The 13,125-nt window shown below is 61.8% G+C and carries 15 protein-coding genes and 1 tRNA gene; 7 read left to right on the top strand and 9 right to left on the bottom strand.

Going from position 1 to position 13,125, the window contains the following annotated elements; translation table 11 throughout:
* Positions 1–40: 40 nt before the first annotated feature.
* Positions 41–832: an SDR family NAD(P)-dependent oxidoreductase gene (locus BLW80_RS21370; RefSeq protein WP_093759527.1), complete on the bottom strand. Its 792-nt coding sequence runs from the start codon at positions 830–832 to the stop codon at positions 41–43.
* Between the two features lie 218 nt (positions 833–1,050).
* Between BLW80_RS21370 and BLW80_RS21365 the strand changes: the two genes are divergently transcribed.
* The 3 genes from BLW80_RS21365 to BLW80_RS21355 are packed head-to-tail and all read left to right on the top strand — an operon-like array spanning position 1,051 to position 3,280.
* Complete coding sequence (locus BLW80_RS21365; RefSeq protein WP_093759526.1) at positions 1,051–1,845, top strand: enoyl-CoA hydratase/isomerase; 795 nt, start codon at positions 1,051–1,053, stop codon at positions 1,843–1,845.
* A gap of 3 nt (positions 1,846–1,848) precedes the next feature.
* Entirely contained in the window at positions 1,849–2,847 is a 999-nt protein-coding gene (locus tag BLW80_RS21360) for a phosphotransferase family protein (protein ID WP_093759525.1), read from the top strand.
* A gap of 58 nt (positions 2,848–2,905) precedes the next feature.
* The gene (locus BLW80_RS21355) at positions 2,906–3,280 is read left to right on the top strand and encodes a DUF6285 domain-containing protein (protein ID WP_093759524.1); all 375 of its coding nucleotides are present in this window, start codon (positions 2,906–2,908) and stop codon (positions 3,278–3,280) included.
* A gap of 11 nt (positions 3,281–3,291) precedes the next feature.
* Here BLW80_RS21355 and BLW80_RS21350 read toward each other — a convergent pair whose 3' ends face one another.
* Positions 3,292–4,071, bottom strand: a complete 780-nt coding sequence (locus BLW80_RS21350) for an enoyl-CoA hydratase-related protein (protein ID WP_093759523.1) — start codon at positions 4,069–4,071, stop codon at positions 3,292–3,294.
* Positions 4,072–4,203: 132 nt separating this feature from the next.
* Between BLW80_RS21350 and BLW80_RS21345 the strand changes: the two genes are divergently transcribed.
* A complete protein-coding gene (locus BLW80_RS21345; RefSeq protein WP_093759522.1) occupies positions 4,204–5,478 on the top strand; it encodes an acyl-CoA dehydrogenase family protein in 1,275 nt (424 codons plus the stop codon).
* Positions 5,479–5,576: 98 nt separating this feature from the next.
* On the opposite strand, the gene BLW80_RS21340 is transcribed toward BLW80_RS21345, so the two are convergent.
* The 4 genes from BLW80_RS21340 to BLW80_RS21325 form a co-directional block, all read right to left on the bottom strand.
* A complete protein-coding gene (locus BLW80_RS21340; protein WP_093760037.1) occupies positions 5,577–6,212 on the bottom strand; it encodes an HAD family hydrolase in 636 nt (211 codons plus the stop codon).
* A 15-nt stretch (positions 6,213–6,227) separates the two neighbouring features.
* Positions 6,228–6,602, bottom strand: coding sequence for a TIGR02301 family protein (locus BLW80_RS21335; RefSeq protein ID WP_093759521.1), 375 nt, complete (start codon positions 6,600–6,602; stop codon positions 6,228–6,230).
* Between the two features lie 80 nt (positions 6,603–6,682).
* The gene (locus tag BLW80_RS21330) at positions 6,683–7,105 is read right to left on the bottom strand and encodes an NUDIX hydrolase (RefSeq protein WP_093759520.1); all 423 of its coding nucleotides are present in this window, start codon (positions 7,103–7,105) and stop codon (positions 6,683–6,685) included.
* A gap of 4 nt (positions 7,106–7,109) precedes the next feature.
* On the bottom strand, positions 7,110–7,631 hold the full coding sequence (locus tag BLW80_RS21325; RefSeq protein ID WP_170849754.1) for a hypothetical protein: 522 nt from the start codon (positions 7,629–7,631) through the stop codon (positions 7,110–7,112).
* Between the two features lie 61 nt (positions 7,632–7,692).
* Here BLW80_RS21325 and BLW80_RS21320 point away from each other — a divergent pair, with 61 nt between their 5' ends.
* The gene (locus BLW80_RS21320) at positions 7,693–8,448 is read left to right on the top strand and encodes an SOS response-associated peptidase (protein WP_093759519.1); all 756 of its coding nucleotides are present in this window, start codon (positions 7,693–7,695) and stop codon (positions 8,446–8,448) included.
* A gap of 1 nt (position 8,449) precedes the next feature.
* On the opposite strand, the gene BLW80_RS21315 is transcribed toward BLW80_RS21320, so the two are convergent.
* The 3 genes from BLW80_RS21315 to BLW80_RS21305 are packed head-to-tail and all read right to left on the bottom strand — an operon-like array spanning position 8,450 to position 11,379.
* Complete coding sequence (locus BLW80_RS21315) at positions 8,450–8,878, bottom strand: GNAT family acetyltransferase (RefSeq protein WP_092139459.1); 429 nt, start codon at positions 8,876–8,878, stop codon at positions 8,450–8,452.
* Positions 8,875–10,332 carry an FAD-binding oxidoreductase gene (locus BLW80_RS21310; RefSeq protein ID WP_093759518.1) on the bottom strand — a complete coding sequence of 486 codons (1,458 nt, stop codon included), beginning with the start codon at positions 10,330–10,332 and terminating at the stop codon, positions 8,875–8,877. Before BLW80_RS21310 ends, BLW80_RS21315 begins: the two co-directional genes overlap by 4 nt.
* 51 nt (positions 10,333–10,383) lie before the next feature.
* Positions 10,384–11,379: an L-threonylcarbamoyladenylate synthase gene (locus BLW80_RS21305; protein ID WP_093759517.1), complete on the bottom strand. Its 996-nt coding sequence runs from the start codon at positions 11,377–11,379 to the stop codon at positions 10,384–10,386.
* A gap of 93 nt (positions 11,380–11,472) precedes the next feature.
* Between BLW80_RS21305 and BLW80_RS21300 the strand changes: the two genes are divergently transcribed.
* Positions 11,473–11,549 (top strand) — tRNA-Pro (locus tag BLW80_RS21300).
* 45 nt (positions 11,550–11,594) lie between these two features.
* Positions 11,595–12,539: a hypothetical protein gene (locus BLW80_RS21295; RefSeq protein WP_093759516.1), complete on the top strand. Its 945-nt coding sequence runs from the start codon at positions 11,595–11,597 to the stop codon at positions 12,537–12,539.
* Positions 12,540–13,125 lie beyond the last annotated feature (586 nt).

Genomic DNA, 13,125 nt, shown 5'->3' with positions numbered 1-13,125 from the left:
CGCTCAGGCCCCCTCTCCCGCAAGGGGAGAGGGAAGAAAGCTAGAACGCCGTATACCCGCCATCGATCACGAACGTATCCGCCGTGTGATACGATGACGCCTTGCTCATCAGATAGACCGCGATGCCGCCGAAATCCGATGGTTCGCCGAAACGGCGCACCGGAATGCGCGGCATGACATTGGCGACGAATTTCTCGTTGCCCATGATCCCGGCGGTCATGTCGCTCTTGATCCAGCCGGGCAGGATCGCATTGGCTGTCACGCCCTGACGGGCCAATTCGACGGCCAGCGCGCGCACCAGCGCATTGATCGCCGCCTTGGTCGCCGCATAGTGTTCGTTACGGGCGGTGCCGAAGATCGAGGCAAGACTCGATGTCGCAACCAGGCGGCCGAATTTGTCGCCGGCCTCCGCGCGTTCGGTCATATGCCGTGCGGCCACCTGGAAGGCATGAAAGACGCCGTCCAGATTGGTCGCGAACATGGTGCGCCACTGCTCTTCGGTGCGGTCGATGAAATTGTGCCGGCCGCCGCCGCCGATGCCGGCATTGGCGAAGCAGCCATCGACACGGCCGAATGTCTTGAGCGTGGCATCCATCGCCGATTTCACCGAGGCGGTGTCGGTGACGTCGCAGACCAGCGTGTCGACCTTGCCGGTGCAGTCCGCCATGGTGGCAGCCGCGGCCTTGTTCTTCTCGGCGTTGCGGCCCCAGATCGAGACGTTGCAACCAGCGGTGGCCAGCGCCTGCGCGATGCCGAGGCCGATACCGCCATTGCCGCCGGTGATGACGGCCACGCGGCCGCTGAGGTCGAATATCTGTGTAGACGTTGCCATGTCAGCGTTTCCATGTTTGGCGCGCGTTATGCCGTGCGTCCGTTGGTGGGCTGGTGTTCCCCAGGAAGCATGGACAAGCGCGTCCGAAAAATCAAATATGCCGCCTGACATACAATCGCATGATCCCGAAAAGTGGATGCCGGTTTTCGGATCAGATCATGCCCAGACAAAGCTTCCACACCGCGGAATAAACACGCGGATCATCCCGTGAGGAAACCATGCAGTTCAAACACGTCACGCTCGATTTCGACGGTAATGTCGCCATCCTGAAGCTCGATCATCAGGAGGTGATGAACGCGGTCTCGGTCGATATGCTCGGCGGCCTCGGCGAAGCGCTGGACGAGATCGATGATCGCAAGGCGGACGTGCGCTGCGTGGTCCTCACCGGTGCCGGCCGTGCCTTCTGCACGGGCGCCAATCTTCAGGGGCGCAACAATCAGCTCACCAAGGCGCGCAGCAACGCCGGCGCCACGCTGGAGACCGCCTTCCATCCATTCTTGCGCCGGCTGCAGAACCTGCATTGCCCGATTGTTACTGCGGTGAATGGTCCCGCCGCCGGCGCCGGCATGAGCTTCGCGCTGATGGGCGATCTCATTTTGTGTGCACGCTCGTCCTATTTCCTGCAGGCTTTCCGTCGTATCGGGCTGGTGCCGGATTGCGGCTCGACCTGGATCCTGCCGCGCTTGATCGGCAAGGCGCGTTCGGTCGAACTGTCGTTACTTGGTGAAAAGCTGCCGGCCGAGAAGGCGCTGGAATGGGGCCTCGTCAATCGCGTCTATGACGATGCGGCGCTGATGGATGAAACCATGAAGCTCGCCCATGAACTCGCCAACGGCCCGACCATCGCACTGTCGCTGATCCGCAAGCTCTACTGGGAAAGCCCGGAGAATTCCTTCGAGGACCAGATCAATCTCGAGGTCAAATCGCAGCGCGCCGCCGGTGCTTCGCCGGACTTCAAGGAAGGCGTCGCGGCGTTCCTGGAAAAACGTCCGGCCAAGTTCACGGGCCAGTAAGCCTTGAGCACGGCGTCCGTCGCGGAACTTTTGGCGCGCAGTGCGGCGGCGTGGTGTCCCGGCGCGGCGGGCGTGACATCCGCAGAACGGCTGTCCGGCGGCGCTAGTCAGGAGACGTGGTCGTTCGACATCACGCATCCTGATGGCGCCATCGGCGCAATCCTGCGCCGCGCGCCGTCGGGTTATGGCGCTGCGCCCGGCCGAGCCGCAGGGCTCGATGCCGAAGCGGTGCTGATGCAGCTGGCCTTTCATGCCGGCGTACCGTCGCCGAAGGTGCTGCATGTGCTTAAACCCGCCGACGATCTCGGCACCGGCTTCATTATGCTGCGGGTCGACGGCGAGACGATTCCGCGCAAGATCCTGCGTGACGATGAATTCGCCGGCGCGCGGCCCAAACTTGCCCGGCAATGCGGCGAGATTCTTGCCGGCATTCACGGGCTGTCCGCTGCAAGCCTGCCGCAACTGCGCCGCATGAATGCCGCAGCAGAAATCGCCGAATTGCAGCGGGAGATCGACGGTTTTGGCTGGCCGCGCCCGGTGTTCCAGCTGGCTGTGCGCTGGCTCCGCGACAACGATCCCGGCCCGTCCGAGCGCGTCACTTTGGTGCATGGTGATTTCCGCCATGGCAATCTGATGATCGGGCCCGATGGCGTCCGCGCGGTGCTGGACTGGGAGCTCGCGCATCTCGGCGATCCCATGGAAGATCTCGGCTGGATCTGCGTCAATTCATGGCGCTTCGGCGTCATCGACAAGCCGGTCGGCGGTTTCGGCACCTATGAGGAATTGTTCTCGGGTTATGAGGCGGCCAGCAGCATCGCGGTCGATGTGGCACGCGTGAAATTCTGGGAAGTGATGGGCACGCTGCGCTGGGGCGTGATGTGTGTCGGGATGATGCAGCGGTTTCGTCTTGGCCCGGATCATTCGATGGAGCGGGCGATGATCGGGCGGCGCTCGTCGGAGACGGAGATCGATCTGTTACGGCTATTGGCGCCGCGCGCATGATCCCGAAAAGTGGCGACCGGTTTTCGGATCAGATCATGCACAAAAACAAGGTGATGACATGCAGGACGAACCGAGGCCGGACGAACTGGTAAAGGCCGTTGCCGATTTTCTCCGCAACGACATTGCACCTCAAATCTCAGGTCATGCCGCGTTCAAGCTGCGTGTCGCGATCAACGCGCTCGATCTGGTGACCCGGCAGCTCACGCTTGCCGGCGACAGCGATGCCGCCGAGCTGCATGGATTGACGATGCTGCTCGGCGTGCATGGCACGCTCGACGGGTTGAACCAGGATCTTGCCGACCGCATCGCGCAAGGCGACATCGATCTCACGACGCCCGGTGTGAAAGAGCATCTGTGGCAGACGACACTGGCGAAGCTCGCCGTCGATCAGCCGAATTACGCGGCGTACAAACGCGAGCTGGAACCGAAGTAAGCGCCGCGGCGCTACTTCCCCTTCCAGTTCGGCTTGCGCTTCTCCGAAAACGCCTTCGGCCCTTCCACATAATCCTCCGACGCCGCCATGGCCTTCACCGCGGGATACTCGCGCTGCTCGGTAATCGCCTGTTCCAGCGACACCGCCATACCCTTCTGGATCGCCTGCTTGGAGGCGCGGATCGACATCGGCGAATTTTGGCAGATGGTCTCGGCCCAGCGCAGCGCGGCATTCAGCGCCTCGCCCTGTGGCACCACTTCATTGACGAAGCCGAGCTCATAGCCCTCCTGCGGCTTTACGTGGCGCGCAGTGAGGATCATTCCCATGGCGCGCTTCATGCCGATCTGGCGCGGCAGCCGCTGCAGGCCTCCGGCGAGCGCGGCGAGGCCGACGCCGGGCTCGGGCAGGGCAAAGGTCGCATTTTCTGCAGCGATGATGAGGTCGCAGGCCAGCGCAATCTCGAAGCCGCCGCCCATGGCGACGCCGTTCACCGCAGCGATGATCGGCTTGTCACAATCGAAGCGCGCGGTGAGGCCGGCGAAGCCCGACGTGTTCCAGCCGCGCTTGCCGCCGGCGGCCTGCCATTTAAGGTCATTACCAGCGCAGAACGCTTTGTCGCCGGCGCCGGTGACGATCGCAACCCATTGGTCGGGATCACTGGCGAAGTCGTTGAACACCTCGTGCAGCTCGTTATGTGCATCGGTGTGCAGTGCGTTGTAAACTTCCGGACGCGACAGCGTCACGATGGTGATCGGTCCCTTGCGGGTCACGGTTGAGAATTGCAGAGCCATCGCGGCCTCCCTTTTGTTTTTCGTTAGGCAGAATTTACGCCGCGCGGGCGCGCTTGACTTGATCGGACGATGCCATCTTAATCGCTCGATTAACAAGAGCAACAAAGCTCGGAAAACAATCGGGAGAGCGCCTTGGATTTTTCCCTGCCGGCCGACCTGGTCGCCTATCTCGCTGAACTCGATTCATTCATCCTGCGCGAGATCAAGCCGCTCGAAGAGCGGGATGACAATATTCGCTTCTTCGATCATCGCCGCGAATGGGCGCGCACCGATTTCGATAATGGCGGTCTCCCGCGCCACGAATGGGAAGCGCTGCTGCGCCAGGCGAAGAACCTCGCCGACGGCGCCGGCCATCTGCGCTTTGCGATCCCGAAACGCTATGGCGGCAAGGATGGCAGCAATCTCTGGATGGCCGTGATCCGCGAGCATTTCGCCGCCAAGGGTCTCGGTCTGCACAACGATCTGCAGAACGAACATTCCATTGTCGGCAATCTGCCGCTGGTGACGATGCTGGACCGCTATGGCCGCGAGGACCAGAAGGAGATGATCGAGGGTTCAATTACCGGAAAATATCGCATCACCTTCGGTCTCACCGAACCCGAACACGGCTCCGATGCCACGCATATGGAGACGACGGCCGTCGAGGCGACGCGTGATGGCGTCAAGGGCTGGGTCATCAACGGCGAGAAGATGTGGACGACCGGCATGCATGTGGCGACTCATTGCGCGCTGTTCGCGCGCACGTCGGGGAACGATGGCGATGCGCGCGGCATCACCTGTTTCCTGGTGCCGGCCAAGGCCGCAGGCGTAAAGATCGAAGAGTATATGTGGACCTTCAACATGCCCACGGACCATCCGCGCGTGTCCTTCACCGATGTATTCGTGCCGGATGATGCGCTGTTCGGCGAGATCGGTCGTGGTCTGTCGCTGGCCCAGTGCTTCGTGCATGAGAACCGGATCCGTCAGGCAGCGAGTTCGCTCGGCGCCGCGGTCTATTGCATCAATGAGAGTGTGAAATATGCGCGTGAGCGCAAGCCGTTCGGCGAGGAACTGGCGCGCAACCAGGGCATCCAGTTTCCGTTGGTCGAGCTGGCGACGCAGGCGGAGATGCTGCGGCTCCTGATCCGCAAGACCGCGTGGGAGATGGACCAGCTTACCCAGGCCCAGGTCGAGCATACGCTGTCGGACAAGGTGTCCATGTGTAACTACTGGGCCAACCGGCTGTGCTGTGAATCCGCCGACCGCGCGATGCAGGTGCATGGTGGCATGGGCTATTCACGCCACAAGCCGTTCGAGCACATCTATCGCCATCACCGCCGCTACCGCATCACCGAAGGCAGCGAGGAAATCCAGAAGCGCAAGGTCGCGGGATTCCTGTTTGGCTATATGGGCGCGGGGAAGCATTGAAATTGCGATTATTGTAGAATGGGTAGAGCGCAGCGAAACCCATCTTTTGGTCGTGTGTGATTGATGGGTTTCGCGAAGACGCTCTACCCATCCTACAACTAGTTGATATGACCCGGAATCTCCGCAGGCGAAGCCACCAGATGCTTCGCCCCGGCGCTCGTCAGCTCCTCGCGGCCGCCATAGCCATAGAGCACACCAATTCCCGGAATGCCGTTATTCGCGGCGCCGATGATGTCGTGCTTGCGGTCGCCGATCATGATCGCACGTGCGGGATCGGTCGAGGTTTCATCAAGCGCGTAGCGCAGCAGGTCGCTCTTGTCGACACGGGTACCGTCGAGCTCCGAGCCGAATACGCGGGTGAAATATCTGCGCAGGCCGAAGTGGTCGACGATGCGATCGGCGAACACATGCGGCTTGCTGGTGGCGACAAACAGCCGGCGGCCTGTTGCGTGCAACGTATCGAGCGTCGCTGTGATGCCATCATAAAGCGTGTTCTCGAACAGGCCGATGGTGCCGAAGCGTTCGCGATAGAGCTCCACGCCGCGATCGGCGTCTTTCTCGCCGCCGAGCAGTGCCACGAAGCTGGCACGCAGCGGCGGGCCGATGCACCAGGTCAGTTCGTCCTGTGCCGGGACGGGAAGCCCGAGCTTGCCGAGCGCATACTGGATCGAGCCCGTGATGCCGATCTTGGGATCGGTCAGCGTCCCGTCGAGATCGAAAAAGACAGTGTCAATCGCATGTGGCTTCATCTAGTTCGCATACCTTGCGGTGAGATCGCGCGAGATCCGCGAGCCTTCGTCGATATAGCGGCGGATCGCGATACTGGCAGCAGGCGTGCAGGTCCGGTAGGTCTGCTGGAAGCCGTTATAGCCACGGTTGAAGCCAGCGATCATGCGGGTGCGGCGCTCGCCGGATGGCGTCTCGGCATCGACCAGCGCCTGCATCTCGTTGCGCCACTTGTTGCCTTCGTTATTGCCGCAGATGCCGCGCAGGTAATGCAGCGCGCCGAGAATTTCTGACATCCGCTGCAGGTCATTGTCGAACGGCGCAGCCGCGTCCTGCGCCCGTGCAGGGCCTGCGCAGAACGTCACAACCGTCAGAATGATGAGCAGATGCTTCAACATGAATGGTCCCGGAACCTGGCTGATATGCCTTTTCAAGGCGTCTGAAGCAAGGCAACGCTGCTGGTGCGGCAAGGAGCTATCTATGGTCCGACCAGATCTTCCGCCATGGCGAGGATCGGGCCGAGGCCATCGGTGGTTTTGAAGGCGCCGAGATCGTCCGGCGCGACCCACTGGAAATCGTCAAGTTCGTCATTCAGCTCGGGCTCGCCAGCCACCCAGCGAGCGGCAAAGGACATGATCAGGTAATGCCCCGCGACCTTGTCGTTGGGCAGCACTTCGCGGAAGCCGGACAGGCCGACAATATCGATGGTCAGCCCGGTTTCCTCCATCACCTCGCGTGCGAGCGCGACGGCGAGGGATTCGCCGAATTCCACGCGTCCGCCGGGGAGCGAATAGAAGCCCTTGCCCGGCGAGCGGGCGCGGCGGACCAGCAGTACCTTGCCATCCCGGAAGATGGCGGCGCTGGTAGCGAGCTGCGGATGGGTAGGAGGCGTGTCGGTCACGAGGTCATTGCGCCATAATGCTATCGATGTCCGATTCCTGATCGCGGCCGTTGATAATGCCGCCGGCCGTTCCGACCATGGGCTTGACCCAGCCGGCAGCCTGTTCGGCCAGCATGGCGCGGGTCCGGTCCTGCTGCACGGTGCGCATGGCTTCGCCGACAGTTGTCAGGATTTGCGTCATGTTCGCGACCAGCGCATCGAATTCTGCACGGATGGCCGGGCGTGCAGCCTCATAGGATGCGATGGCGAGATCGCGTGCCTTGAAGTTGGATTTGATGAAGTGCTCGGCATAGCTGAGCGGCTGCCATTCCAGGAACAGCTCATAGCAGTCCGGCATGTCCGGGATCAGCTCGAGCAACATGATGGCTTCATTGAAGTGATTGAGATAGTCGGTCGCCAGACCCGTGCGTGGGTTGATATTGGCGGCCATCAGCTCGGCAGCGGACGCGACGGGGCCGGCACCGGCACTGGCACTGGCCAGATCGTGATGGTCATGCTGCGCCGGTTGTATGGCCGTCAGGGTCATATGTCGCACTGTTGGTGTTTTGGGTTAAAACCGCCTGAAGAGGCAGGATTGCGGATCGAGAATGTGCGGGCGGTTTGTCATTACATCAGCGCCGGAAGCGTTACGGCAGGTATTCAGTTATATCGAGCAACCGAATTTTCCTGCGAGGTACAATATTGCGCCGACGCAGCCGGTTCCTGTTGTCATCGTTGAAAACGGATCCCGGCATTTCCGTCTGATGCGATGGGGCCTTTTGCCCTCCTGGGTCAAGGACCCGCGGAAGTTTACGCTTCTGATTAATGCACGCGCCGAGACGGTGCAAGAAAAGCCGGCCTTCAAAAACGCGATTCGCCGACGCCGCTGTCTGATTCCGGCCGATGGCTATTACGAATGGCAAAATCGCGGTGAACGCAAACAGCCGTATTTTATCCACCCAAGCGCAGGCGGGCCGATGGGCTTTGCGGGCCTGGCCGAGACCTGGATGGGACCGAACGGCGAAGAAGTCGACACGGTTGCGATCATCACTGCGGAAGCCAGCACGGGCATGTCGGTACTGCACCATCGCGTGCCGGTGACGATCGCACCCGATCATTTCGGCCAGTGGCTCGATTGCAGTTCGGATAGCGCGTCCGACGTGATGACGATGCTCGCTGCGCCCGCAGACGGCACCTTCGCCTGGCATCCGGTGGCGATGGCCGTCAACAAGGTGGCCAATGACGATGCGCAACTGATCCTGCCGATCTCGGCGGAAGAAGCTGCCGTGGAGCAGGTGAAGCCGACGAGGGCGCCGCGCAGGGTTGTGGTGAGCGAGGACGACGGCCAGGGATCATTGTTCTAGTTCACGGCGTCAGCGGCCGTCCGTCGAGCCACTTGGCATAGATAACGCGCTTCTGTTCGCCATAGCCGAGCGACTCATAGAACGCCTGCACCTTGGTGTTATCCGAGCGCACCATGAGCTGCATCTTCTCGATGCCGCGCTCGCGCAGCCAATCCTCGGCTGCACTCATGATGCCGCGGCCGAAATCCTGGCGCTGATGGTCGGGATCGACCGAGACGTAATAGACCCAGCCGCGATGGCCATCATGGCCAACCAGTACGGAGGCGACGATGGTCCTTCCCTTGCGGCCGACCAGCACATCGGCATTGGTGCCTGCGCGCGCCAGCCTGATATCGGCCTCCGGATCGTTCCAGGGCCGCACCAGTCCGCAGCGCAGCCAGAGCTGAACGACCGCTTGAATGTCGGTGTCGACGAGCCGGGCAACTTTCAATGTTGCACCGGCAGCAGCACCTTGCCGGGATTGAGGATGTTCAGCGGATCCAGCATCGCCTTCAGGCTGCGCATCAGCTCGATGGCGACGGGGTCCTTCACCGAGGGCAGCTCGGCCGCCTTCATCTGGCCGATGCCGTGTTCGGCGGAGATCGAACCGCCCATGCGCAGCACGACGTCGAAGACGACTTCGTTGACGTCGTGCCAGCGCGCCAGGAATTTCTCGCGGCCGTCGCTGTCGCCGAGCGTGTCCTTGGGCTGCGTGACATTGTAGTGGATGTTACCGTCGCCGAGATGACCGAACGGCACCGGGCGTGCGCCGGGCATCAGCTTCACGACGGCAGCATTGGCTTCGGCGATGAAGGCGGGCACGGAAGCGACCGGCACCGAGATATCATGCTTGATCGAGCCGCCTTCCGGCTTTTGCGCCGGCGAAATTTCCTCGCGCAGTTTCCAGAACGCCTGACGGTGGGCGATATTCTCGGCGATCACCGCGTCATCCACGATACCGTCTTCAAAGCCGCGTTCGAGGATCGCCTCCAATGTCGCGCGGGCATCGTCGCGTCCCGACGACAATTCCATCAAGACATACCAGGCGTGCTTGCTGGTGAGCGGATCGCGGATGCCGATGCCGTGGCGGACGCTGAAATCGACGGCGATATCGGCGATCAGTTCGAAACTGGTGAGATTGCCGGCGGCCTCGGAGCGGGAGATACTGAGCAGCTTCAGCGCATCGTCTGGCGACTTCAGGCCGACAAAGGCGGTCTCGACCGCGCGCGGCTTCGGAAACAGCTTCAGCGTTGCCGCAGTGATGATGCCGAGCGAGCCTTCGGCACCGATGAAGATATTGCGCAGGTCGTAACCGGTATTGTCCTTCTTCAGCTTGGACAGGCCATTGAGAATGCGGCCATCGGCCAGCACCACTTCGAGGCCGAGCGCCATTTCGCGCGCGACGCCATAGGCGAGGGCGGTCGTGCCGCCGGCATTGCTGGAGAGATTGCCGCCGATGGTGCAGCTGCCTTCGGAGCCCAGCGACAGCGGAAACAGCCGGTCGGCTTCAGCTGCGCGCTGCTGCGCGACCTGCAGCACGAGGCCGGCTTCCACCGTCATGGTGTTGGATGAGGTGTCCAGATCGCGCACTTTGTCCATCCGGCGCATCGACAGCACGACCTCACCGCCATAGGGTGTCTGGCCGCCGACGAGGCCGGTATTGCCGCCTTGCGGCACCAGTGCGGTACGGGTCTCGGTGGCGAGCTTGCAGATCGCGGCGACTTCGGCGGTCGAGCCCGGGCGCAGCACCAGCGGCGAGGTGCCGAAAAACAGGTTGCGATCCTCGGTGACGTATTGGTGCACGTCGGCCTGATCGGTGATGGCGTATTTGTCGCCGACAATGGCCCGGAAGCGCGCGATGGTTTCGGGGGAGAGCGTGGGCGGCTTCGGCTGGACGATATTCATAACTATTCCCTTGGATATTTTCTTGGCGCGTTTCTTGGTCTCGTGTTCGCGTTACACGGCGGCGCGGCGCAGCCGGTCATTGATGGCTTCGCCGAGCCCGTGGTTCGGCACCGGCATCACCGCGATGCCGCTCGCGCCCAAAGCCATAGCAGCGGCGTCGAGCGCGCGAAGATAGCCGAAAAGATTGGTGGCGGCTTCCCCGAGATCGCCCTGTTCAGACAAATTCAGCACAGCGGCGGCGGACTCGATGCCCGGGAGCGGGGCCGATCCGAAAGCCAGTAGCGCCTCGCCGGGATTCACGGCCTCGGCCAGCAGCCGCACCCGTGTCCGCGGCGCATAATGTGAGGCCAGCATGCCCGGCGCCAGCGGCTGGTTTGTATCGCTTGCGGGGTCGTCCGGCGGGCTCGCCAGCGGCTGGCCCAACACCCGCTCGATCGCTTCGCGCGGCAGGCCACCGGGGCGGAGCAGCATCGGCGTGTCGAAACAACCGACGATGGTGGATTCAACGCCCACTTCAACCGGTCCGCCATCGAGAATCATGTCGATCCGGCCATCCAGATCGCTCAGCACATGGGCTGCGGTGGTCGGCGAGACATGCCCGGAGATATTGGCCGATGGCGCCACCACGGCACCGCCAAAGGCCTGCAGGAGCGCGTGGGCCACGGGATGCGCCGGCACGCGAATGGCAATCGTGTCGAGGCCGGCGGTGGCCAGATCGGCCACCGGGCAGTCAACAGCCTTGGGCAGCACCAGCGTCAGCGGCCCCGGCCAGAACGTCTCAGCAAGCGCCAGCGCGCGCGCATCGAATCGGGCAATGCGCCGGGCAGCGGCGAGATCGGCCACATGGGCGATCAGCGGATTGAACGACGGCCGGCCCTTGGCCTCATAGATCCCTGCCACGGCTCGTGGATTGGCCGCATCGGCGCCGAGTCCGTAGACCGTCTCGGTCGGAAACGCCAGCAGCCCGCCCGCGCGCAGGCAGCCCGCTGCCTCCGCAATATGGGCGGCGTCGGCGGGGCTCATCCGGGTGGTCAGGCCTACGGCCATGCAGGGCAGATCCTTGTCTTCAAAATTGGTCAGGCTTCTTTACCGGGGTTCTTGCAGGATGCGAAACCCAAGGCTATAAGCCGCGCTCTTAGTCGGAGTGTGGCTCAGCCCGGTAGAGCACTGCGTTCGGGACGCAGGGGTCGCAGGTTCGAATCCTGCCACTCCGACCATGATTTCAATGACTTAGGCGTTTCGTTCGACGACCCGGCAACGAAATGGGCAACGAAATGACCCTTCTACACACCTGCTCGAGCATCGGCTTGGCTGGTGTGGTTTTTTCGATGGTCGTAGCAATTGGGGTTGTGTCGGCACATGCTGGGCAAGTTCAGCCGATCGAAATCAGTCGCGGTACCTTGGTCTCTGTGGTGCCTTACAGCACGGGTGCAATGGTCGCGGCGGATAGCCGGGAAACGATTTCTGGTCTGTACTGCGACCAGCGGCTGAAAATTCGCACGCCAGACGGCATCGAAAACCTCGTCGTTGCTGTGACGGGCAGTTCGCGGTTTTATGACCTGACCGCTTTGGTAGGAAAGGGGCGCGTGGTCACGCAGCCTGATCTATGCAGCTTCGTCACTGCTGCACCTCATCTTTTCGACATGGAAAGCGTGGTCCTTGACTGGCTTCGCGGGGACGGACCGAAATCAGCAAAAGATGTTTCGCTTGATCGTCTTGCTGCTCACTGCGTCGAGCGTTTCGCAATCTTTATAGCGGCGTACCCACAGCTTGCGCCGCCTCCGGCCCCAAACGGGCTGATGAACGTCATCCTTGTTTCATACGATCCGAAATCTCGGGAGACGCTCGTCAGAGATTTCAGGATCAACCGGTCAGCTGCGGGCGCCGTGTTTTCCAGCGACAGCGCTGTTTACCAATATAGCCCATCAACACCTAGCGCTTTCAGATTATTCGGTGAGGCCGACAAGTTTGCTCAATTCGTTTGGCCGACATTCCGCAGTCAAAGACTTAGAGCCGACACGCGCAGCCTGCTGTCTAAGCAGGTCCTCACTCAGGATGTCACTTCGCTCCAGGCGGAGGCTCTCGCCGTGGATATGATAGAGCAGGGTGCGGACAATCCAAATCTCAATACGTCCGAAGAGGGTGTTGGTCGCCCAGTCAGGTTAGTGCGAATAGACACTACTGGCCGGCCCGAAATGCTACGATGATCGCCGCCCGCTGAAAGCCTCGGCCGCCTCTTCCTGAAAATCAGGATGGTGATGGCCATAGTTCTCCTGCAGCTGCTCAAGCGTTATGCCTAGCGAGCCCGCGGCCTGCCAAGGATCCGTGCCCTTCTGCATGACCCACGTCGCTGCCGTGTGGCGTGGGATATGGCGGACAATATCGGCGCCGAGCTGGCGTCCTCGACGATGCTGTCCCAGGCTGACTTGATCTTCTCTGCATACTGCTCGCCGTCGGCACGATGCATGATGAAGTGCACCTGCTTGCCCCGAGCCGGCCGGCTAAGGGCATCGCGTTGGGTGACTTCGGCCACAACCTGCCGAGAGCGGAGTTCTGGGCCGATGCCGAAGCACGAGACCTTCGATGGCGACAGGCTTTGGTGATTACCATCACGTCGCCGCATGTCTATCGAAGGAGTTGCCACATTCCTGCCACACTGCGATAAGGAATGAACGGTCCACACCCTGAGGTCTTGACCGAATGCCAAGTTGGCATACCCTTAGCGTTAAGGGAAAAAAGCACGCACGAATCGAATGCGGCAGAAAAGACGACATTACTTAAACTGCCTTCATC

The organism is Tardiphaga sp. OK245, from assembly GCF_900108575.1.
Taxonomy (GTDB): Bacteria; Pseudomonadota; Alphaproteobacteria; order Rhizobiales; family Xanthobacteraceae; genus Tardiphaga; species Tardiphaga robiniae.
This window is presented reverse-complemented; position numbering and strand designations above follow the sequence as displayed.

Coding starts and splice junctions, on each gene's coding strand:
- BLW80_RS21335 (WP_093759521.1), bottom strand. CDS start 6,602: ATGTTGAAGCATCTGCTCATCATTCTGACGGTTGTGACGTTCTGCGCA.
- BLW80_RS21310 (WP_093759518.1), bottom strand. CDS start 10,332: ATGAATATCGTCCAGCCGAAGCCGCCCACGCTCTCCCCCGAAACCATC.
- BLW80_RS21305 (WP_093759517.1), bottom strand. CDS start 11,379: ATGGCCGTAGGCCTGACCACCCGGATGAGCCCCGCCGACGCCGCCCAT.
- BLW80_RS21350 (WP_093759523.1), bottom strand. CDS start 4,071: ATGGCTCTGCAATTCTCAACCGTGACCCGCAAGGGACCGATCACCATC.
- BLW80_RS21365 (WP_093759526.1), top strand. CDS start 1,051: ATGCAGTTCAAACACGTCACGCTCGATTTCGACGGTAATGTCGCCATC.
- BLW80_RS21325 (WP_170849754.1), bottom strand. CDS start 7,631: ATGACCCTGACGGCCATACAACCGGCGCAGCATGACCATCACGATCTG.
- BLW80_RS21295 (WP_093759516.1), top strand. CDS start 11,595: ATGGGCAACGAAATGACCCTTCTACACACCTGCTCGAGCATCGGCTTG.
- BLW80_RS21355 (WP_093759524.1), top strand. CDS start 2,906: ATGCAGGACGAACCGAGGCCGGACGAACTGGTAAAGGCCGTTGCCGAT.
- BLW80_RS21320 (WP_093759519.1), top strand. CDS start 7,693: ATGTGCGGGCGGTTTGTCATTACATCAGCGCCGGAAGCGTTACGGCAG.
- BLW80_RS21370 (WP_093759527.1), bottom strand. CDS start 832: ATGGCAACGTCTACACAGATATTCGACCTCAGCGGCCGCGTGGCCGTC.